Here is a 19,447-nt window from a genome sequence, read left to right as displayed (position 1 = left end):
TAGCTTGTGGGCATGATGCCGCCCACGCACCCGCCGACCGAGCCGCCCCCGGCGGACCGGCCGGCGGACCGGCCGTCGGGCCGCCCGCCCGGCCGGCCGCCGGAGGAGCCGCCGGGTCGGCCACCGGAGGAGCCGCCCGAGCCGTGGCGCCCGCCGTGGGCGCGCGCGGCCAGGGCGGGTTACCCGCTGGGGCTGGCGGCGGCGGCCGCGGTGGTCCAGGTGGTCGGCTCCACCTTCGCCGGGCACAACCAGCACGGGCGGGTCCCGCTGGACGCCTTCGGCTACCTCCTGCTGCTGCTCGGGCCGGCCCTGCTGGTGCTGCGCGGTCGCCGACCGGTCGCGGTGGTGGCCGGTACCTCGGTGGTCACCGCCGGGTACCTGGCCGCCGGATACCCGTACGGGCCGTCCTTCGCGAGCTGGCTGATCGCCTGCTGCGCGGCGATCGGCTCCGGCCACCGCAGGGCGGCCTGGGCCGGTGCGGGCGGGGTCTACCTGGTGCACCTGCTGGGCACCTTCGCGCTGCCGGAGAGCTGGCAGCGCGCGGCCCCGCCGTCCGGCAGCGTCTGGCCGGCGGAACTCGGGCTGCTGGCCTGGCTGCTGCTGGTGATGGCGGGGGGAGAGCTGGTGCGGTTCCGGCGCGAGCGGATCGCCGCCCACCGGGCCTACCGGCAGCAGCTGGAGGAGCGCCGGGCCAACGAGGAACGGCTCAGGATGGCCCGGGAACTGCACGACATCCTGGCGCACAGCCTGTCGCTGATCAACGTCCAGGCGGGAGCCGCTCTCGCGCTGCTGGACCGGCGGCCGGAGGAGGCCCGCAGCGCCCTGGTCACCATCAAGTCGACCAGCAAGGAGGCGCTCGGCGAGGTCCGCCAGGTGCTCGCCACGCTGCGCGGGCCCGGCGCGGCGCCGCGCGGCCCGGCCCCCGGGCTGGACCGGCTGGACGAACTCGCCGAGCAGGCGGACCGGGTGGGCCTGGAGGCGGAGGTGCTGGAGCGCGGCGAGCGGCGCGCGCTGTCCGCCGCCGTCGACCTCACCGCCTTCCGGATCGTCCAGGAGGCGCTCACCAACGTGGTGCGGCACTCCGCGGCCCGGCAGGCGGTCGTGGTGCTGGACTGGACGGACCCGGCCCGGCTGGTGGTCCGGGTGGAGGACCCCGGGCCGGCGGTGCTCGGGGACGCGGGCGGGTCGGGCAGCGGGCTGGTCGGGATGCGGGAACGGGCGGCGGCGTTCGGTGGCACCATCACCGCGGGGCCGCTGCCGGACGGCGGCTTCCGGGTCCGGGCGGAGCTGCCGACACCGAAGGCGGAGAGCGATTGATTCGGGTACTGCTGGCAGATGACCAACTGCTGGTCCGGGCGGGCTTCCGGGCCCTGTTGGACCTACAGGACGACCTCACGGTGGTCGGCGAGGCGGACGACGGCGAGGCCGCACTGCGGCTCGCCCGCGACCTCGTGCCGGACGTGGTGCTGATGGACGTCCGGATGCCGCGGATGGACGGGCTGGAGGCGACCAGGAGGATCGCCGAGGACCCGGCGCTGTCCTCCGTACGGGTGGTCGTGCTGACCACCTTCGAGCTGGACGAGTACGTCTTCGAGGCGCTGCGCTCGGGGGCGTCGGGCTTCCTGGTCAAGGACACCGAGCCGGCCGACCTGCTGCGGGCGGTGCGGGTGGCCGTCGCCGGGGACGCGCTGTTGTCGCCGGGGGTCACCCGGCGGCTGATCGGTGAGTTCGCCGCCCGGTCGAAGGCGCCCGAGTCCGGGGCGGCGGTGCCCTCGGACGTCTCGATGCTGACCGAGCGGGAGCGCGAAGTGCTGGCGCTGGTCGGGATGGGGCTGTCCAACGAGGAGATCGCCCGGCGGTTGGTGGTCAGCCCGTTGACGGCGAAGACCCACGTCAGCCGGGCGATGGTGAAGCTCGGCGCGCGGGACCGGGCGCAACTGGTGGTACTGGCCTATGAGTCGGGGCTGGTGCGGCCCGGCTGGCTGGGCTGAGGGAGCTCTCGGCGGCTGCTTCCTGCGCTGCCTGGCGAGGGTGGTTCGTACTCCCTCGGAAGTATCCCGACTGCCGCTGCTGGTAGGACGCGTGATGAGGCCCGGAGGCGGGACGCTTCAGACACCTCGGGAAACCACCCGAGGACCTGGAGGCCCACCACCGAGGAGTTGAACCACCATGTACACCCAGCTGGCCGACTGGCACGGCCCCGGCCCGTGGATCCTGCTGATCCCACTGGTCTGGATCGCCGTGGTGGTCCTGGTGATCGCGCTGCTGCGCCGCACGGTCTGGCGGCGGCACGGCTGCGGGTTCGTGGCCGGAGCCGGAGCCGGAGCCGGAGCCGGAGCCGGAGCCGCAGCCGGAACCGCGGCCGGAGGCCGAACCGGAAGCGCGACCGCGGCGGAGCACCCGCTGGCCGTCCTGGGCCGCCGCTACGCCGAGGGCGAGATCGACGCCGAGGAGTACCGCGCCAAGCGGGCCGTGCTCAGCGAGCCGCCACCGGACGATGTCGGACGGGGTGGCGCCACGTGACGAGCCTGGACACCGTCCGGAGCGCCGCCGTCCGGAGTGCCACCGTCCGGAGCACCACCGTCCGGAGCGCCGCAGCTCAGGCTGCCGCCGCCCGGGCTGCCGACGCCGTGGGCTTCCACGGCGCCGGCAGCCCGGCCGGTGCCTCAGAGGGTCACGCGCACGTCGTACGTCCGCAGCCAGTCGTCCAGCTGGAGCGTCGTCTCCAGCGCCGCCCGGCTCATGCCCTGCTCCAGCGCCGCGGCGCCCCCCTTGGCGACGGCCTGCTTGAGCTCGGCCGAGAACAGCGGGGCGAGCGGGCTGTCGTCCGTGCGGACGACGTCCGCGAGCCGCTCCCGGAGCGTCCGGTTGTAGGCCTCGGCCCGGATGGAGGGGTACGGCGTCTTGACCCGCTGCGCCACCGCCTCCGGCAGGAGGTCCTTCATGGCCGCGCGCAGCAGGCTCTTCTCCCGGCCGTCGAAGCTCTTCATGGCCCAGGGGATGTTGAAGGTGTACTCGACGAGCCGGTGGTCGGCGAAGGGCACCCTGACCTCCAGCCCGGTGGCCATGCTCATCCGGTCCTTGCGGTCGAACAGCACCTGGGCGTGGCGGGTGAGCGCCAGGTAGGTGACCTCCCGGTAGCGCGCCTCCGCGGCGTCGTCGAGGTGCTCGCCCGCCGAGATCTCGGCCACCGCGGCGCTGTGGCAGTCGCGCTCGTACGCCGCGAGGTCGAGCTTGGCCAGCAGGTCGGGCGCGAAGATCACCTCGTTGCCCTGGTAGTTGGCCCTGCCCTCGTGCACCCAGGGGAAGGTGGGGGAGAAGACCGCGTCGGGGTCGCGCTGCCAGCGGTACCCGCCGAAGACCTCGTCTCCGCACTCCCCGGAGAGGGCGACGGTGGAGTGCCCGCGCACCAGGCCGAACAGCAGGTGCAGCGAGGCGTGTTCGTCACCCTTGGCGATCGGCAGGTCGTAGCCGGCCAGCACGGAGGACCTCAGCGCCGGGTCGAGCAGGTCGGGCGCCTTCAGCGGCAGTTCGCTGTGCTCCGAGTCCACGTGCCGCGCCAGCAGCCGGGCGTAGAACTGGTCGTCGTTGGCCTGGCTGCCGTGGACGCCGGCCGCGCCCGCCGGGTCCGGGTCGGTGACGGAGCAGGAGCGGACCCGCCCCTGCCCCCGGCTGCGGGACACCTGGGCCGCGAGCGCGGTGAGCGAGCTGGAGTCCAGGCCTCCCGAGAGCAGGGTGCACAGCGGCACGTCGGCCACCATCTGCTCGGTGACGATGGTTTCGAGCATCTCGCGCACGGTGCCGATGGTCCGGTCCAGGGAGTCGGTGTGCTCGCCGACCCGCAGTTGCCAGTAGCGCTGCTCGACCGCGCCGGAGCGGCTCACCCGCACGACGCAGCCGGGCTGCACCTCCCGCATCCCGCGGAAGATCGCGTGTCCGGGCACCTTGGCGACCGACAGGATGTCGCGGAGCCCGTCGGCGTCCACCACGGCCTCGAAGTCCGGGTGGGCCAGGATAGCCTTCGGCTCCGAGCCGAAGATCACCCCGGAGGGGGTCGTCGCGTAGTACAGCGGCTTCACGCCCATCCGGTCACGGACCAGGACCAGCTCCTCCCGGTCCAGGTCCCAGACGGCGAAGGCGAAGATGCCCTCCAGCCGGGTGGCGAAGTCGGGCCCCCACTCCAGGTAGGCGCGGAGCACCACCTCGGTGTCGCTCCGGGTCTTGAACCGGTGCCCCAGGGAGACGAGCTGGTTGCGCAGTTCCTGGAAGTTGTACGTCTCGCCGCTGTAGGTCAGCACGGCGCGGGAGCCGGGGCCCTCCTCGGCCCCCATGGGCTGGCAGCCGCCTTCGAGGTCGATGACGGACAGCCGCCGGTGCCCCAGCGCGACGTGCCGCCCGAGCCAGAGCCCTTCCGCGTCCGGCCCGCGCCGGGCCATCGTGTTCGTCATCGCCTGTGCGATGTCCTGGTGCTGGGTCACGTCACACGAGAAGTCGACCCATCCGGCAATACCGCACATGGAGTTACTCCTGGGAGAGGGGAATGTGGAAGAGGACGAGTGGGGTGGTCAGGGGGTGCGGCCGCCCGGCGGCGGGTGGTCCTAAAGACGCTCGACGTGGGGCTGTGGGCGGGCGGAGCCCCGGGTGTCGAGCAGCAGCGGCGCCTGCCGCGCGATCAGGTCGAGGTCGTAGGAGCTGTGGCGCTGCAACAGGATGGCCAGGTCCGACTGGGCCAGGGCTTCCGGCAGTTCGGCCGTGGCGGCGGGCACCGCGACGCCCTCCACCTCCCACTGCGGCACGTAGGGGTCGTGGAACGACACGTCGGCGCCGAGGGCGCGCAGCCGCTTGACCACGTCCCGGGCGGAGGTCTCGCGCTGGTCGGCGATGTCGGCCTTGTAGGTGACGCCGAGCAGCAGCACCCGTGCCCCGCTGAGGGTCTTGCCGGCCCGGTCGAGCAGGTGCTGGGCGCGCTCCACGACGTAGCGGGGCATCCGGGTGTTGATCTCCTGGGCGAGCTCGACCATCCGGAACGGGTAGCCCAGGGTGCGCACCTTGTGCGCCAGGTAGTTGGGGTCGATGGGGATGCAGTGGCCGCCGACGCCGGGGCCGGGCCGGAAGGCCTGGAAGCCGAAGGGCTTGGTGGCCGCGCAGGAGATCGAGTCCCACAGGTCGATTCCGAGTTCGTGGCAGAACACCGCCATCTCGTTGACCAGGGCGATGTTGACGTGCCGGTAGGTGTTCTCGATGAGCTTGGCCATCTCGGCCTCGCGGGTGCCGGCGGCCTGGACGACGCTGTCGACGAACTTGCTGTAGAAGGCGGCGACGGCGGCCGTGCAGGCGGGCGTGTAGCCGCCGACGACCTTCGGGGTGTTCTTGATCCCGTAGTGCTTGTTCCCCGGGTCGACGCGCTCGGGGGAGAAGGCCAGGTGGAAGTCGGCCCCGGCGGTCAGGCCGGAGCGCTCCAGGATCGGGCGGACGATCTCGTCGGTGGTCCCCGGGTAGGTGGTGGACTCCAGGACCACCAGCGTCCCGGGCCGGAGGTTCCGGCTCACCGCGGTGCAGGCGCTCTCCACCATGGCGAGGTCGGGCCCGCCGTGCGGGGACAGCGGGGTCGGCACGCAGATCACCACCGTGGCGGCGTCCGCGATCACCCGCTCGTCGGTCGTCGCGGTGAAGCCCGCCGCGCACATGCCGGCGACCGAGGCGTCGTCGATGTCATCGATGTGGGAGGTGCCGGAGTTGAGGCCGGCCACCGTTCGTTCGTCGAGGTCCAGGCCGGTGACGGCCAGCCCGGACCGGCTGGCTTCCAGGGCGAGCGGCAGTCCGACGTAACCAAGGCCGATGACGACCAGGTCGATGCGCACGATGATCCCTTTCTGGTGAGGAAAACGGTCAAGGTGGTGTGGGAGCCCGTCGGTCCGTCCGCGCGGTCGCTGGTTCCGCGGGGTCGCCTACTCCTTGCGGGCGCGTACGGCGAGCAGGGCGATCAGCAGGGTCGGGACGAGCAGCAGTCCGAAGGCGGCGCCGTAGCCGGCGAGTTCGGAGGAGCCCAGACCCAGGAACGTGTTGAGCACGGCGGAGAAGAGGGCCATGACGGTGATCTGGCCGAGGTTCTGGTTGGTCTGCATCGCGCTGCTCGCGTAGCCCTGGCGGCCGGCCGGGCTGTGCGAGAGCGACAACACGGTGAGGCAGGGGTCCAGCAGGCCCATGCCGACGGCCGCCAGGGGCATCGCCGCCGCGGCGGCGAGCGTCGGCACCGCTTCGAGCGCCCCGGCCGCGGCGAGTACGATCGAGGCCATCATGATCACCGCGCCGATGGTGACCATCCGGTGCCGGGGCACGTCCTGCAGCAGCCGCCCCTGGACCCAGGAGGCGCCCGCCCACACCACGGCGGAGAGCGTGAACGACACGCCGACCACCACCGCGGCCGTGTGCCGTTCGGTGATCAGCATCAGCGGCAGGAAGGCCTCCACGGTGAAGTACGTGCCGGAGGCCAGGCCGCGCAGCAGCACCGTGGTCGGCAGGCCGTGGGCGGCCCGCCAGGTGCCCACTGGCAGCAGCCGCGGCGCGAAGAACACCAGCAGCCCCAGCCCGACGGCCACGAACAGCAGGTGGCGGGCGTCCCAGCCGGAGACGCCGTACTGTCCGAGAGCCGCGCCGAGGCTGAGCGTCGCCGCGATCAGCACCGGCGGGCGCGACGGGTGCTCGTCCGAGGGCGTGAACTCCTCCGCCGAGGAGCGGCCGCGCAGCACGACCACCAGCGCGAGCGTCGGCAGCAGGGACAGTACGGCCAGGCCGTAGAACACCACCCGCCAGGACCACCACTCGGACACCAGCCCCGCCAGCGGGGGGCCCACCAGCGAGGGGATGATCCAGCTGGTGCTCATCATGGCCAGCATCCGGGGGCGCAGGCGCTCCGGATACGCCTGGCCGATGGCGGTGTTGACGGACACCCCGACCATGCCGGCCGCGAGACCGTCCACGAACCGCCCCGCGGCGAGCTGCCATATCGAGGTGCTGGTGGCCGAGACCAGCAGGGTGACCACCGACAGCACCATGCCCGCCGCCAGCGGCCGCCGGGCCCCGGAGCGGTCGGCCCAGTGGCCGCCCAGGACGCCGCCCAGGAGGCTGGCCGCCACGAAGCAGCCAGCCACCACCGGGAACAGGGAGACACCGTCCAGGTCCTTGGCCGCCGTCGGCAGGGTGGGTACCACCGCCAGCGCGGCGAACCCGGTCAGGAACATCACCGCGGTGAAGGTGGTCGTGGCGGCCGCGTACTCCCGGGAGAACATCCCGGTCTCGGAGTCCGCGGGCCGGTTCAGAGCTTGCTCAGACATTGGTTCCCAACTGTGGAAGACCGGTGATCGCGTCATGGGTGTCGCAGGCCAGCCACTGCGCGAGGGCTCGCAGCGCCTCGTGCGACTGTGCCGACGGCCGCCACCGCAACTCGGTCGTGATCAGTTCGGTGGCCATGACGCCCTGCCGTACGGCAGGTTGGGGGAGATCTTCCCAGAGGGTGCGGCGGGCGATGAGCGCGACCAGTTCGGCCAACTCCTCCTCGGTGTAGGTCTCGGAGGCGAGGTTGAACACCGGCTGGGTGACGGGCGCGGAGAGGACGGCGTCGATCGCCGAGGCCAGGTCGCGGTAGTCCACGATCTGGTGCCGGCGGCTCCGGTCCAGCAGCAGCGAGCGGCGCGTCCAGGCGCGGTGCATCCAGTTCGCGGCCGAGCCCTCCACCAGGACGCCGGGACCGACCGGTTCGGCCGACCGCAGCACCTGCACCTCGACGCCGTGCTCGGCGCCCCAGCGGCGGCACTGCTCCTCCTCGTGCCACCAGGCCAGTGCCGCCGGGTCGTTCGGTGCTTCCGTCACCGAGGTCTCCGTGACGGACTGCTCGTCGGTGCCCCGGTAGACCGCCGCGGATCCGACGTAGACCAGCCGGTCGATCCGGCCCCGGCCGGCCGCCGCCAGCACTCCCGCCAGGGCGTCCGGACCGTCGCCGGGGGAGCCGAGGTGCACCAGGTAGCCGGCTTCGTCCAGCTGCCCGGCGCCGGGCACGTCCGGAAGGTGGACCGCCTCGCGGACCAAGTCGCCGAGCAGCCCGGCGAGTTGGTGCCCGAAACCGCCGTTGCCGCCGGTCACCGTCACCCGAACTGGCCGGCCGGCCGTGGAAGCGCCCGCCGAGGTCGCGCCCGTCAGAGCGGCGCCCGCCCGCTTGGCACGGCGGCCCTCCGCGAATGCGACGAGTGCCAACTCCCGTACCGGCGGGATGAGTTCACCCAGCTCCTCGGCGGTGTAGTCCTCGCACAGACCGCCGGGGCCGAGGGTGTTCATCACGGCGCGGGTCAGTTCCTCCGCCGGCGGTTCGGCGGTGACGGAGGCCACGACCACCCCCATCGCGAACGCCGTCTCCCAGACCGGCCGGGCTATCCGCTCGGACAGCGAGGAGGGGGGAGCGGCGTCGAAGGCCGTACGGCACTGCTCCGCCAGCCCGAGGCGACGCAGGTAGCGCTCGGTTTCGAGGTACTCCCACTCGGCGTCCTTGCCGTGCCGGACGGCCGTCCGGGCGTCGCCGTACTGGTAGAACGGGACGACCGCGAACTGGGCGCAGTCGAACGTCGACGGCACCACGGCCCGGCTGGTGAACAGGGCCGCCTCCCGCCAGCCGTGGGTGCTGTTGCCGGCGATGCTGGGCACCTCACTGTGGTCCACCGTGCAGGGCACGGCCACCCGGATCGGCACCTCCAGCGAGTTCAGGTAGCGCTGCATCACGACGTCGTACGGCCAGCCGACCCCGTGCTCGGCGGCGAAGCCCGTGTAGCCGCGGGCCGCGCGCGCCGGGAGCATCAGCGCCAGGCAGGGGGTGTGCTCCTCGACGGCGTACGTCCACTGCTCGCCGGTCAGCGCCGCGAGCCGCACCGCCGCACCGGTGCGGCCCTCCCAGCCCGCGTAGAAGGCCACCGCCTCGTGCGGGACGGCCGCCGCGACCTGCTCGGCGTACGCGAAGAACCCCTCGGCCAGCACCACGTCGTCCTGGAGCACCAGGTGGTGGGTGGCGTCCGGTGCCACGCTGTCCCAGGCGAGCGCCGCGGAGCGCAGCGCCGTCGGCGGACCCTCGGGCTCGGGGTCCGTGACCACCCGCACCCGCCCGGCGGTGTCCGTCTCCGCGATCAGCGTGGCCGCCTCGACGCGTTTCGGGTGCGTCATCACCGCACCGCTCAGCCGGACCGGTCCGCTGGTGACGGCCGTGTGGTTCTGGGAATCCATGGCAATACCTCGCAGAAATGGGTGGCACATTTCGGGGGAACTACGGGAAGGCCGCGCCGGGCCGGTCCGGCGGTACCGCGGAACGGGCCGGAAGCCCGCCGTCACTCAGGAATCGGCGTCTTCCGCATTCTTGTTGCGCACCTTGCGCTCGTTGTCCTCCAGGCCGTGGTCCATGCCCTGTTCCCGTTCGAGCCGGATCATTTCGGCGGGCCGGTAATTGAGGATGTAGGCGCGTCGATTGCGGTCGGTGGTGTTGCCTCGGGAATAGTGCAGGGTCTGGCCGGCATGTGCGACGGCCTCGCCCGCGGCCAAGGGCACCGCGGTCGCGCCGGGCTCGTTCTCCGAGCAGTCGCATTCGATGTTCCGGCCGTCGCTGGTCGGGCGGTGGGTCCGCAGCGGCTCCTGGTGGGAGCCGCGGATGTACCACATGCAGCCGTTGTCCGGGGTCGCCTCGTCCAGCGCCACCCAGATGGAGACCGCGCGGGTGTCCGGCAGGTCGATCCAGTAGGCCGCGTCCTGGTGCCAGGGCGTCGGCACCGCGGAGCCCGGGGACTTGTGGATCATCATGTCGAAGTCCAGGACGGCGTCGTCGCCGATGAGCTCGCGGGCCACCGCCAGCGCCTTTGCCTGCAAGGGGAGTTCGCGCAGCGGGGGGTGGAGGGCGGAGGGCCACATGATCTGCGTGATGTTCTCGCGGACGCCCTCCCGGAGCGGGAGGTGGGACGCGAGGTCGGAGCGCTTGTCGCCGCTCTCGATCTCGCCGCTGAGGAGCTTGTCGTAGATCTCGCGGTGGATCTCGAGTTCCTCGGGGGACAGGAGCGTTCCGACGGTGGCGAACCCGTCCCGCAGGAACGCCTCGGTCTGTAAGGTGCCGGCTTGCGCGGTCATGACAATCGAAGCCCTTCCTCTGTCTGCTGCTGTCGTCGAATCTCTGAATCGCGGCCGGTAGCTCGGATCGGAAAGCGCCGCGCCGCCCGCGGGAACATGCCGGGCGCGGAGGAAAAGGCGCGGGAACCGGCTCTCCGTCGTGATGCGGGTGGGTTCATTCGCACCTGCGGGCAACGGCTGCCGGCGAGCATTCGGAACATGTCGCACCGGAAACATAAGGGGATGTCTCGAAGATCGTCAAGGGATTGGTCCAGACCACCCATTCGTCAAGTTCTGCCCGCTTTGTCAGGCTTTGCCCGGGTGGCGGGCCTCCGGAATTCGCTGGCCCGCCCGGTGGTGCGCGCAGATTTGGCCGGATGGGCACCGCTCGGGCGTCGATTTCCCGCCGCCTTTCCCGGAGGGGTGGGGGCATTCGAAGGTTCGCGCGAAATTAACGGAAGCCGTGGCGGTGCCGCGCCACCAGCGGACTTCCACCCTGCGGAAGCGGCGGACCGACCGCCCGCCGCCAAACGTGATCCCGGTCACCGGACCCGTCGCCCGTGAGGTGATCACATCATTGGCCTCTCCCACCCCACACGCCCCGGAGGTTGGTATGACCGGCGTCGGCACCGTCTCGCCCGAAGGCCTGAAGGTCCAAGCGGCACACCGCAGGAACCCCTACGCGTACATGCTCACCGGCGGAGAACTGGACGCACTGCTGCTGGAGGTCGGGCTCCGCCGTGCGGCGAGCGTCTGGAAGCAGCACACCACCGAGGAACTGCGGGCGCCCCGAGGCACCTACCCCCGCCCGGCGATGGGTTTCGTCCTCCTGGACGCCACCGCGGGCGGCTGGATCCCCAACGAGGAGGCGGTGCTCGGGGTGGTCACCATCGGGGAGGGCGGCGAGGCCTTCCTGCCGAAGGCAGCCGCCAAGGCCGCGGCCCACCGCCGGCTCGGCCGCAACAACGGCGAGGCCGTGCACGTCGACCCGCACCTGCTCGGCACCGGCGGATTCCGCTACGGGCACTCGGCCGAGGTGCGCGGGCAGATCGTCGCCGCCAGCTCGCAGAGCACCGACCAGGACCTCTACGAGGCGGCCCGGCTGGCCGGCGACTTCGTCGACGCGGTGAACGACCGGCACCTGGCCTGGGAGCACGAGCACGGCCAGGGGGACTGGGCGGCGGCCGACGGCGCGCCGGGGCGCGAGTACCGGGCCATGACCGACTGGTTCGAGCCGAGCTGAGTGCTCGCGCCGTCGTTCAACCGCCTGGCCGCCGGTGCGCCCGCCGGTCGATGGACAGCCGGGCCGCCGGTGCGCCGTCCGGCCGACTTCCGGTCGCGGCAAGGGCGTTGGAAGACGGCTGCCCGCCGGCCGCCATCGGCCCGGCGGGGCAGCGCGTCGACGGATCAGCCGGTCGCCTGCGGGAAGACCTCCCGCAGCAGCGGGTCCGGCAGGCCGCGCTTGCGCCACTCGCGCGGGTAGCCGAGCGACACCTCGGTGAACGGGACGCCGTCGTAGGTGGTCAGGCGCGGGATGTGGAGGTGGCCGTAGATCATCGCGGCGGTGTTGAAGCGGGTGTGCCAGTCGGCGGTCAGCTCCGTCCCGCACCACTGGGCGAACTCGGGGTACCAGAGGATGTCGGTGGGCTGACGGACCAGCGGGTAGTGGTTGACCAGGACGAGGGGGACGTCCGGGTCGCAGGCCGCCAGCCGCTTCTCGGTCAGCCGCACGCGCTCGCGGCACCAGGAGTCGCGGTCCGGGAACGGGTCCGGGTGGAGCATCCGCTCGTCCGCGCAGACGATGCCGCTCTCGTAGGCGGCCGCCAGGGAGGCCTCCTTGGTGGTCGTGCCCGGCGCGCGGAAGGAGTAGTCGTAGAGCAGGAAGAGCGGAGCGACGCGGACCGGCCCGCCGGGGCCCTCCCAGAGCGGGTACGGGTCCTCGGGGGTCACCACGCCGAGGCGGCGGCAGCGCTCGACCAGGTGCTCGTAGCGGGCCACCCCGCGCAGCTGCACCGGATCCTCGGGGTGGGTCCACAGCTCGTGGTTGCCGGGCGCCCACACCACGCGGGCGAAGCGTTCGGCGAGCAGGCCGAGGGCCCACTCGATGCTGGTGGTGAGCTCGGCGACATCGCCGGCGACGATCAGCCAGTCGCCGGGGTGGGAGGGCTGGAGCTTCTCCACCAGGTCGCGGTTCTCCTGGTAGGAGATGTGCAGATCGCTCACGGCGAGCAGCCGCCCGCCCGTCGGGGCGGGCCGTTCCGACCGTGCGTCGCTGCGGTTCTCCGTAGTCACTCCTGCCCCCTGAGGTCGCTCGGCCGATGGGCCCACCCTACGCGGCGGGCCGGAGGAGTGGGGCGGGTTGACGGGATCGGTCGTCCGGTCCGTCGGTGCGCCGTCCGAGGTCAGCCCGGTGCGCCGGTCATGGCCGGTCGGGCGGACGCGCCCTCAGAAGGTCAAACGCGGAAGGTGGTCGGGCCGGTTCAGGAGCCGATGTCGATCAGGACTCCGTGGGAGGCGGCGTTGGTGGCGACGAGGAGCGCCAGTGAGGCGGTGCCGAGGGCCAGCCCGAGGAGGGCGCGGCCGCGCCGGCCGGTGCCGCGGGCCAGGGCCAGGACGGCGAGGGTGATGGCGGTCGGCCCGAGGACGATGTTGAACAGCAGCAGGCCGGGGAGGCCGAGGAGGAAGGAGGCGACAGCGAGGTTGTCGGCCTCGGCGGTGTCCTGACGTCCCGTGCGGGACTCGGCTCCCCGGGAGCCGGTGGTCGGGCGGGCGGTGGCCGGGCGGTCGGTGGCCGGGCGGGCGGTGGCGGTGCTCATGGTGGTGCGGGTCCTCTCTGTGGAGTGGCCGCGGGGTGCGGTCCGCGGAGCGGCCGGGTCAGCGGTGCCGGAGGCGGGCGATGCCCTCGCGGGCGCCGAAGGCGAGCAGCCAGGCGGTGATGCCGGCGGAGGCGGCGAGGAAGACCGGGAGCGAGGTGTGGGCGGCGGTGCCGATCAGGACACCCATGGCGACCAGAGCGGAGAACAGGATCATGGCTGGCTCCTTCGGTTGGGCCGGGGCCGGGGCTGAGGCTGAGGCTGCGACTGGAACTGGACCTGAGCGGGATCTTCACCGGAGCTGGAACCGAACCCCGACCGGGGCCTGGGCCGGGGCCGGGGCCGGAGTCTGGGCCGGACGAGCCGGAACCGGCACGAAGCCGGGTTCAGTTGACAAGTGTTCACTGACTTCGACCCCACTCTACGCCCGGCTGGCCAATTTCGGCAAACGACTGTTTACTGAATGGCGTGAGTCACACCGTGGGGGCCAGACAGGCCCAGAAGCAGCAGAGCCGGCGGGCGTTGCTGGACGCCGGACTGCACCTGTTGGCCGATCAGAACCTGGCGAGCCTGGGCGTCCGCGAGGTCACCCGTGAGGCGGGGCTCTCCCCGGCCGCGTTCTACCGGCACTTCCCGGACCTCGCCGCCCTCGGAGTCGCGCTGGTCGAGGAGTCGCTGGCCAGCCTGCACGTCATGATCCGCTCGGTGCTCGCCGAGGCCGGCGCTGCCGAGGAGCTGATCGACCGCGCGGTGGGCGTGATCGAGCGGCACGTCCGCGAACACCGCGCGCACGTCCGCTTCCTGGCGCGGGAGCGGCACGGCGGGGTGCGGCAGGTGCGCGAGGCGATCGACGCCGAACTCGGCCGCTTCGCCGCCGAGGTGGGGGCCGCCCTGGCGTCGCAGCCGGTGTCCGAGGGGTGGAGCGAGCGGGACCTGCGGATGCTCGCCGAGTTGTACGTCGACCACATGGTCTCCACGGCCGCCGCCTTCATGGAGGCGCTGGAGGCCGATCCGGCCCGGGAGCGGCGGATCGCCGCCACCGCGCGCCTGCAACTGCGCCTGATCAGCCTCGGCCGGGCGCACTGGCCCAAGGGCTGACCGGCCGGTGGGCGCCGACGCCGCCCAGGAGTCGGGATCGGCGTCCCCGGTGCGGGAGTTGACGGCCTCCTCGCGCACGACCGGTGGACCACGGGCCCGGCGGTGACGGTAACCGGCCAATGAGCCTTGGGCGGCTCTTGGTGTCGCTTTGACTCTTGACAGTGGGTCATGTCCGCGACAGCTTGGGTGCACCCCCACCCGTGGACCCCCACACCGAGAGGTCTCTCATGAAGAAGCCGCTCATAGGCACGGCCGCAACGCTCCTGGTCACCGGGGCCACCGCCCTGGTCGGAGCCGTTCCGGCCCAAGCCGCAGCCCCCGCCGCCGAGTCGGCGGCCAAGCCCGTCGCCGCCGTCACCTTCGCCGGGACGGTGGCGCTCAGCAACTGCTCCGGCTCGCTGGTGCGGATGCCCGGCTCGGCCGCGAGCGACCCGGCCCTCATCCTCTCCAACGGCCACTGCCTGGAGACCGGCATGCCCGGTCCGGGCCAGGTGGTCCTCAACCGGTCCTCCACCCGCACCTTCACCCTGCTCAACGCCGCCGGCAGCGGTGTCGCCACGCTGCGCGCGAACAAGATCGTCTACGGTGCGATGACCGACACCGACGTGTCGATCTACCAGCTGAACACCAGCTACGCCTCGATCCAGTCCCAGTACGGAATAGCCCCGTTGACCATCGCGGCCACCCACCCGGTCCAGGGCACCTCGATCCGGGTCGTCTCCGGCTACTGGAAGAAGATCTACTCCTGCTCGGTCGACGGCTTCGCCTACCGGTTGAAGGAAGCCGACTGGACCTTCAAGGACTCGGTCCGCTACACCTCCACCTGCAACGTGATCGGCGGCACCTCCGGCTCGCCGGTGGTCGACGCCTCGACCGGCCAGGTGGTCGCCGTCAACAACACGATCAACGAGAACGGCGAGAGCTGCACCCTGGACAACCCCTGCGAGGTCGACCAGAACGGCACGGTGACGGTGCGCCCGGGCATCGGCTACGCCCAGGAGACGTACGGCATCCCGGCCTGTTTCGCCGCCGGCAACCGCTTCGACCTGACCCTCCCCGGCTGCACCCTGCCCCGCCCGTAGTCCGCAGGGCGAACCCGCTGACCAGCACTTTTCTCCCGATGGGCCATCCGTGAACGGCGGGTGGCCCATTCGGCCGTCCGCCTGCCGTCCGTCTGCCGGTCGGCGGCGGGCCGTCGTGGGCACCCCAGCCCGCGGCACCCCCGGTCCGCACCACCCGCACCACCCGAACCACCGCACCACCCGTGCCGCATCGCCGAACCGGCGAGCGGCGGTCATGTCAGTTACGCAGATGGAGAGTTGATGACCACCACCATGAGAAGGCTCCTGGCGTCAGCCCTGCTGATACCCCTGCTCGCCGTCGGAGGCCTGGCGAACCCGGCGTCCGCCGCCGACGGCCAGGGCGCGCAGGGCAGCCAGGGCGCGCAGGGCGGCCAAGGCGACCAGGGAGACCAGGGCAACGGCTCCCGCCACGGCCGGAGCCCCGCCGACGACCCGAACGCCGACATCAAGGACCGCCTGGCCGCCATCCCCGGGGTGACCATCACCGAGGAGAAGCCGACCACCACCGGTCACCGTTACTTCATCGCCACCTACACCCAGCCGATCGACCACAACCGCCCCTGGCTGGGCACCTTCCAGCAGCGCTTCAGCCTGCTGCACCGCGGCTACGACCGCCCGACCGTCTTCTACACCAACGGCTACACCCTGGGCACCAACCCGTCCCGCACCGAGCCGACCCGGCTGGTGGACGGCAACCAGGTGTCCATCGAGTACCGGTTCTTCACCCCCTCCCGCCCGGAGCCGGCGGACTGGACCAAGGCCGGCATCCGCCAGGGCGCCGCCGACTCGCACCGGCTGGTGACCGCCCTCAAGCGGATCTACCAGCAGGAGTGGCTGTCCACCGGCGCCAGCAAGGGCGGCATGTCCTCCACCTACTTCCGCCGCTTCTACCCGGACGACGTGGCCGGCACGATCGCCTACGTCGCGCCCAACAACACCAACGTCAACGACTACCAGGCCTACAGCGACTTCTTCCGCACCGTCGGCACCCCCGAGTGCCGGGCCAAGCTGAACGCCGCCCAGCGCGAGCTGCTGGTGCGCCGCGACCGCCTGGAGGCCCGCTTCGTCGCCGACAACAAGGCGGCCGGCTCCACCTTCAACACCCTCGGCACCCCGGACCGGGCGTACGAGGCCGGCGTGCTGGACGTGATCTGGGCGTTCTGGCAGTACAGCCTGGAGTCCGACTGCGCCAAGGTCCCGGTGGCCGCCACCGCGACCGACGACGAGCTGTACGCGTGGTTCGACGCCCAGTCCGGCATCACCGGCAACAGCGACCAGTCGCTGGCGAAGTACACCGCCTACTACTACCAGGCGGCCACCGAGCTGGGCGCGCCCTTCTTCGACGTCTCGCACCTGAAGGGCGTGCTGCACTACGACTACAAGGAGCTCTACTCGGTCCGCAGCTACGTGCCGAAGGAGATCCCGACCGTCTTCAACCCGAACGCGATGCCCGACATCGACCGCTGGGTGAAGCGCGAGGGCGAGCGGATCATGTACGTCTACGGCGGCAACGACCCGTGGGGCGCCAAGCCGTTCCACCTGGGCCGGGGCAGCGAGGACAGCTACGTCTACACCGTGCCCGGCGGCAACCACGGCTCCAAGATCGAGCAGCTGCCCGCCGAGCAGGCGGCGGCGGCCACCGCGAAGGTGCTGGAGTGGGCCGGCCTGGGCGACTCGAACGCCGCCCGCTCGCTCGCCACGTCGCCGCGGTCGATCCCGGAGTTCGGCCCGCTGGACGTCGAGGGCCGACGGCTGGAGCAGGAGCGCCGCCCGCTGTAGTGCCTGAAGGGCACCAGCAGAGCCGGCACCCACGGGAGGCCGCCCCGGACCGCGGGGCGGCCTCCTCGCGTTCCCCGGCGCACCCCCCTCCCCGAAGCGGTGAATCAGTGCTTCAATGCTTCCATGGCCTACCGACGCACCCCCGCCGTACAAGCCCGCCTGGACGCCCAGCGCGAAGCGGTGCTCCAGGCGGCGGTCGGCCTGCTCGCCGAGCGCGGCTACGGCGGCTGCACGATGGCCGCGGTGGCGGACCGCGCCGGCATCGCCACCGGCAGCCTCTACCAGCACTTCGCCAACAAGGCCGAGTTGTCGGTGGAGCTGTTCCGCCGGGTGGTGACCGGCGAGATCGAGGCGGTCAACGCGGCCGTCGCCCGCCGGGACACCCCGCGGCAGCGGATCGCCGCCGTGGTCGAGACCTTCGCCGCCCGCGCCCTGCGCGCGCCCCGGCTGGCGTACGCGCTGTTGGTGGAACCGGCCGACACCGTGGTCGACGCGGAGCGCCTGGTCTTCCGGCGGGCGTTCCGCGACGTGATCGCCGCCGAGATAGCCGCCGCCGTGGCGGCCGGCGAACTGCCCGAGCAGGACGCGGTGCTGACCGCCGCCGCCCTGGTCGGCGCGGTCGGCGAGGCACTGGCCGGACCGCTCGCCGCGGCGCCGCTCGGCAGCGCCGGGCCCACGCGGAGCACGAGGACCGCACAGGCCACAGGGCCCGCGCACGGCACAGGGCCCGCGCACGGCACCGGGCCCGAACACAGCGACAACACCACGGTGGTCCCCGCCCTGGTCTCCTTCACCCTGCGTGCCCTGGGAGGACGCGATGACAGCGACGCATGAGGTCACCAACCAGGTGCCCCTGCCGTACGGACACGACACCGCCGCCGACCCCGCCCTGCTCGCCGCCCTCCAGCGGGCCGGCGCCGGCTGGGCCGAGCCCGAACTGCGCGAGCTGGGCCGGCTGGCGGGCTCCGAGCAGGCCGCCGAGTGGGGCCGACTGGCCAACGAGAACCCGCCGGTGCTGCGCACCCACGACCGGTTCGGCAACCGGATCGACGAGGTCGAGTTCCACCCGGCCTGGCACGAGCTGATGCGCACCGCCGTCTCGCACGGTCTGCACGCCGCACCCTGGCGCGACGAGCGCCCCGGCGCCCACTCCGCCCGCGCCGCCAAGTTCTACGTCTGGGGCCAGGTCGAGGCCGGCCACACCTGCCCGGTCTCGATGACCTACGCGGCCGTCCCGGCGCTGCGCGCCACCCCCGCCCTGGCCGCCGAACTGGAGCCGCTGCTGGCGGCCACCGAGTACGACTTCGGGCTGCGCGAGCCGCGCACCAAGCGCGGGCTGATCGCCGGCATGTCGATGACCGAGAAGCAGGGCGGCTCGGACGTCCGCACCAACACCACCACCGCCGCGCCGCAGCCGGACGGCACCTACCGGCTCACCGGCCACAAGTGGTTCACCTCGGCGCCGATGTCCGACCTCTTCCTGACCCTCGCCCAGGCCCCGGGCGGCCTCAGCTGCTTCGTGCTGCCGCGCGTCCTCCCGGACGGCAGCCGCAACCGGCTCCAGCTGATGCGGCTCAAGGACAAGCTCGGCAACAAGTCCAACGCCTCCGCCGAGCTGGAGTACGACGGCGCGGTCGGGCTGCTGGTCGGCGAGGAGGGCCGGGGCGTGCCGACCATCATCGAGATGGTCAACATGACCCGCCTGGACTGCACCATCGGCGCCGCCTCCGGCATGCGCTACGGCGCCACCCGGGCGGTCCACCACGCCCTGCACCGGCGCGCGTTCGGCAGGGCGCTGGTCGACCAGCCGCTGATGCGCAACGTGCTCGCCGACCTGGTGGTGGAGTCCGAGGCGGCCACCACCGTCGCGATGCGGCTCGCCCACGCCACCGACCTCGCCCTCGCCGGGGACGGGAACGAGGCGCTGGTACGGCGGTTGGGCCTGGCGGTGGCCAAGTACTGGGTGTGCAAGCGCGGTCCGGCGCACTCCGCCGAGGCACTGGAGTGCCTGGGCGGCAACGGCTACGTCGAGGAGTCCGGGATGCCCCGGCTCTACCGGGAGGCGCCGCTGGTGTCGATCTGGGAGGGCTCCGGCAACGTCGCCGCGCTGGACGCGCTGCGCGCCATGGCCAAGCGCCCGGAGAGCGTGGAGGCGTTCCTCGGCGAACTCGACGCCGCCGCCGGCGCGGACCGCCGGCTCGACGCGGCGGTCGCGGCCCTGCGCAAGGAGCTGACGGACCTCGGCGACCTGGAGTACCGCACCCGCCGGCTGGTCGAGTCGATGGCCCTCGCCTTCCAGGGATCGCTGCTGGTCCGGTACGGCAGCCCGGCGGTGGCCGACGCGTTCTGCGCGAGCCGGCTGGGCGGCGACCACGGCGCGGCCTTCGGCACCCTGCCGGCCGGGGTCGACACCGGGGCGATCATCGACCGGGCCCGGCCGGTGCCCGCGTGAGTTTCCTGAGTCAACCTCTATGCCGCCGGAGCCGTCTCGGGAGTCGTTTTGATCTTGTTGTTGGTCTGGTGGGTGACGGGGTCGTAGGGGGT

The 19,447-nt window shown here is 72.5% G+C and carries 17 protein-coding genes; 9 read left to right on the top strand and 8 right to left on the bottom strand.

Annotated elements, in window-relative coordinates:
• Positions 1 to 12 precede the first annotated feature (12 nt).
• The 3 genes from ACZ55U_RS25715 (at position 13) to ACZ55U_RS25705 (ending at position 2,523) form a co-directional block, all read left to right on the top strand.
• Positions 13 to 1,317, top strand: a complete 1,305-nt coding sequence (locus ACZ55U_RS25715; RefSeq protein ID WP_465529378.1) for a sensor histidine kinase — start codon at positions 13 to 15, stop codon at positions 1,315 to 1,317.
• Positions 1,314 to 1,991 carry a response regulator gene (locus ACZ55U_RS25710; RefSeq protein WP_465529376.1) on the top strand — a complete coding sequence of 226 codons (678 nt, stop codon included), beginning with the start codon at positions 1,314 to 1,316 and terminating at the stop codon, positions 1,989 to 1,991. The genes ACZ55U_RS25715 and ACZ55U_RS25710 overlap by 4 nt, the downstream gene beginning before the upstream one ends.
• Positions 1,992 to 2,169: 178 nt before the next feature.
• The gene (locus ACZ55U_RS25705; protein WP_465529374.1) at positions 2,170 to 2,523 is read left to right on the top strand and encodes an SHOCT domain-containing protein; all 354 of its coding nucleotides are present in this window, start codon (positions 2,170 to 2,172) and stop codon (positions 2,521 to 2,523) included.
• Between the two features lie 143 nt (positions 2,524 to 2,666).
• Here ACZ55U_RS25705 and asnB read toward each other — a convergent pair whose 3' ends face one another.
• From asnB to ACZ55U_RS25680, 5 genes are all read right to left on the bottom strand, one after another.
• On the bottom strand, positions 2,667 to 4,517 hold the full coding sequence (gene asnB, locus ACZ55U_RS25700) for an asparagine synthase (glutamine-hydrolyzing) (protein ID WP_465529373.1): 1,851 nt from the start codon (positions 4,515 to 4,517) through the stop codon (positions 2,667 to 2,669).
• Between the two features lie 81 nt (positions 4,518 to 4,598).
• Positions 4,599 to 5,861: a nucleotide sugar dehydrogenase gene (locus ACZ55U_RS25695; protein ID WP_465529371.1), complete on the bottom strand. Its 1,263-nt coding sequence runs from the start codon at positions 5,859 to 5,861 to the stop codon at positions 4,599 to 4,601.
• 87 nt (positions 5,862 to 5,948) lie between these two features.
• Complete coding sequence (locus ACZ55U_RS25690) at positions 5,949 to 7,334, bottom strand: MFS transporter (protein ID WP_465529369.1); 1,386 nt, start codon at positions 7,332 to 7,334, stop codon at positions 5,949 to 5,951.
• On the bottom strand, positions 7,327 to 9,264 hold the full coding sequence (locus ACZ55U_RS25685) for an NAD-dependent epimerase/dehydratase family protein (protein WP_465529367.1): 1,938 nt from the start codon (positions 9,262 to 9,264) through the stop codon (positions 7,327 to 7,329). The genes ACZ55U_RS25690 and ACZ55U_RS25685 overlap by 8 nt, the downstream gene beginning before the upstream one ends.
• Before the next feature lie 105 nt (positions 9,265 to 9,369).
• The gene (locus ACZ55U_RS25680; RefSeq protein ID WP_465529365.1) at positions 9,370 to 10,152 is read right to left on the bottom strand and encodes a phytanoyl-CoA dioxygenase family protein; all 783 of its coding nucleotides are present in this window, start codon (positions 10,150 to 10,152) and stop codon (positions 9,370 to 9,372) included.
• A gap of 592 nt (positions 10,153 to 10,744) precedes the next feature.
• Here ACZ55U_RS25680 and ACZ55U_RS25675 point away from each other — a divergent pair.
• On the top strand, positions 10,745 to 11,374 hold the full coding sequence (locus ACZ55U_RS25675) for a hypothetical protein (RefSeq protein ID WP_465529363.1): 630 nt from the start codon (positions 10,745 to 10,747) through the stop codon (positions 11,372 to 11,374).
• Between the two features lie 164 nt (positions 11,375 to 11,538).
• Here the strand turns inward: ACZ55U_RS25675 and ACZ55U_RS25670 are convergent, their stop codons facing one another.
• From ACZ55U_RS25670 to ACZ55U_RS25660, 3 genes are all read right to left on the bottom strand, one after another.
• The gene (locus ACZ55U_RS25670) at positions 11,539 to 12,423 is read right to left on the bottom strand and encodes a metallophosphoesterase family protein (protein ID WP_465529361.1); all 885 of its coding nucleotides are present in this window, start codon (positions 12,421 to 12,423) and stop codon (positions 11,539 to 11,541) included.
• A 188-nt stretch (positions 12,424 to 12,611) separates the two neighbouring features.
• Complete coding sequence (locus tag ACZ55U_RS25665; RefSeq protein WP_465529359.1) at positions 12,612 to 12,947, bottom strand: DUF4190 domain-containing protein; 336 nt, start codon at positions 12,945 to 12,947, stop codon at positions 12,612 to 12,614.
• Between the two features lie 58 nt (positions 12,948 to 13,005).
• Positions 13,006 to 13,161, bottom strand: a complete 156-nt coding sequence (locus ACZ55U_RS25660; RefSeq protein WP_224277104.1) for a hypothetical protein — start codon at positions 13,159 to 13,161, stop codon at positions 13,006 to 13,008.
• A 251-nt stretch (positions 13,162 to 13,412) separates the two neighbouring features.
• Here ACZ55U_RS25660 and ACZ55U_RS25655 point away from each other — a divergent pair, with 251 nt between their 5' ends.
• The 5 genes from ACZ55U_RS25655 to ACZ55U_RS25635 all read left to right on the top strand — a co-directional run bounded on the left by ACZ55U_RS25655 (position 13,413) and on the right by ACZ55U_RS25635 (position 19,355).
• On the top strand, positions 13,413 to 14,042 hold the full coding sequence (locus tag ACZ55U_RS25655; RefSeq protein WP_465529357.1) for a TetR family transcriptional regulator: 630 nt from the start codon (positions 13,413 to 13,415) through the stop codon (positions 14,040 to 14,042).
• A 227-nt stretch (positions 14,043 to 14,269) separates the two neighbouring features.
• Positions 14,270 to 15,124, top strand: a complete 855-nt coding sequence (locus ACZ55U_RS25650) for a S1 family peptidase (protein ID WP_465529355.1) — start codon at positions 14,270 to 14,272, stop codon at positions 15,122 to 15,124.
• Positions 15,125 to 15,364: 240 nt separating this feature from the next.
• Positions 15,365 to 16,903, top strand: coding sequence for a S28 family serine protease (locus ACZ55U_RS25645; RefSeq protein WP_465529353.1), 1,539 nt, complete (start codon positions 15,365 to 15,367; stop codon positions 16,901 to 16,903).
• A gap of 123 nt (positions 16,904 to 17,026) precedes the next feature.
• Positions 17,027 to 17,737 (top strand): TetR/AcrR family transcriptional regulator, encoded by a 711-nt coding sequence (locus ACZ55U_RS25640; protein ID WP_465529351.1) that lies wholly within the window; start codon positions 17,027 to 17,029, stop codon positions 17,735 to 17,737.
• Positions 17,721 to 19,355: an acyl-CoA dehydrogenase family protein gene (locus tag ACZ55U_RS25635; RefSeq protein WP_465529349.1), complete on the top strand. Its 1,635-nt coding sequence runs from the start codon at positions 17,721 to 17,723 to the stop codon at positions 19,353 to 19,355. Before ACZ55U_RS25640 ends, ACZ55U_RS25635 begins: the two co-directional genes overlap by 17 nt.
• The last annotated feature ends 92 nt before the right edge of the window (positions 19,356 to 19,447 follow it).

Source organism: Kitasatospora sp. NPDC034533 (assembly GCF_055575155.1).
Note: the sequence above shows the minus strand (reverse complement) of the source record. Positions and strands in the feature narration are given on the sequence as shown.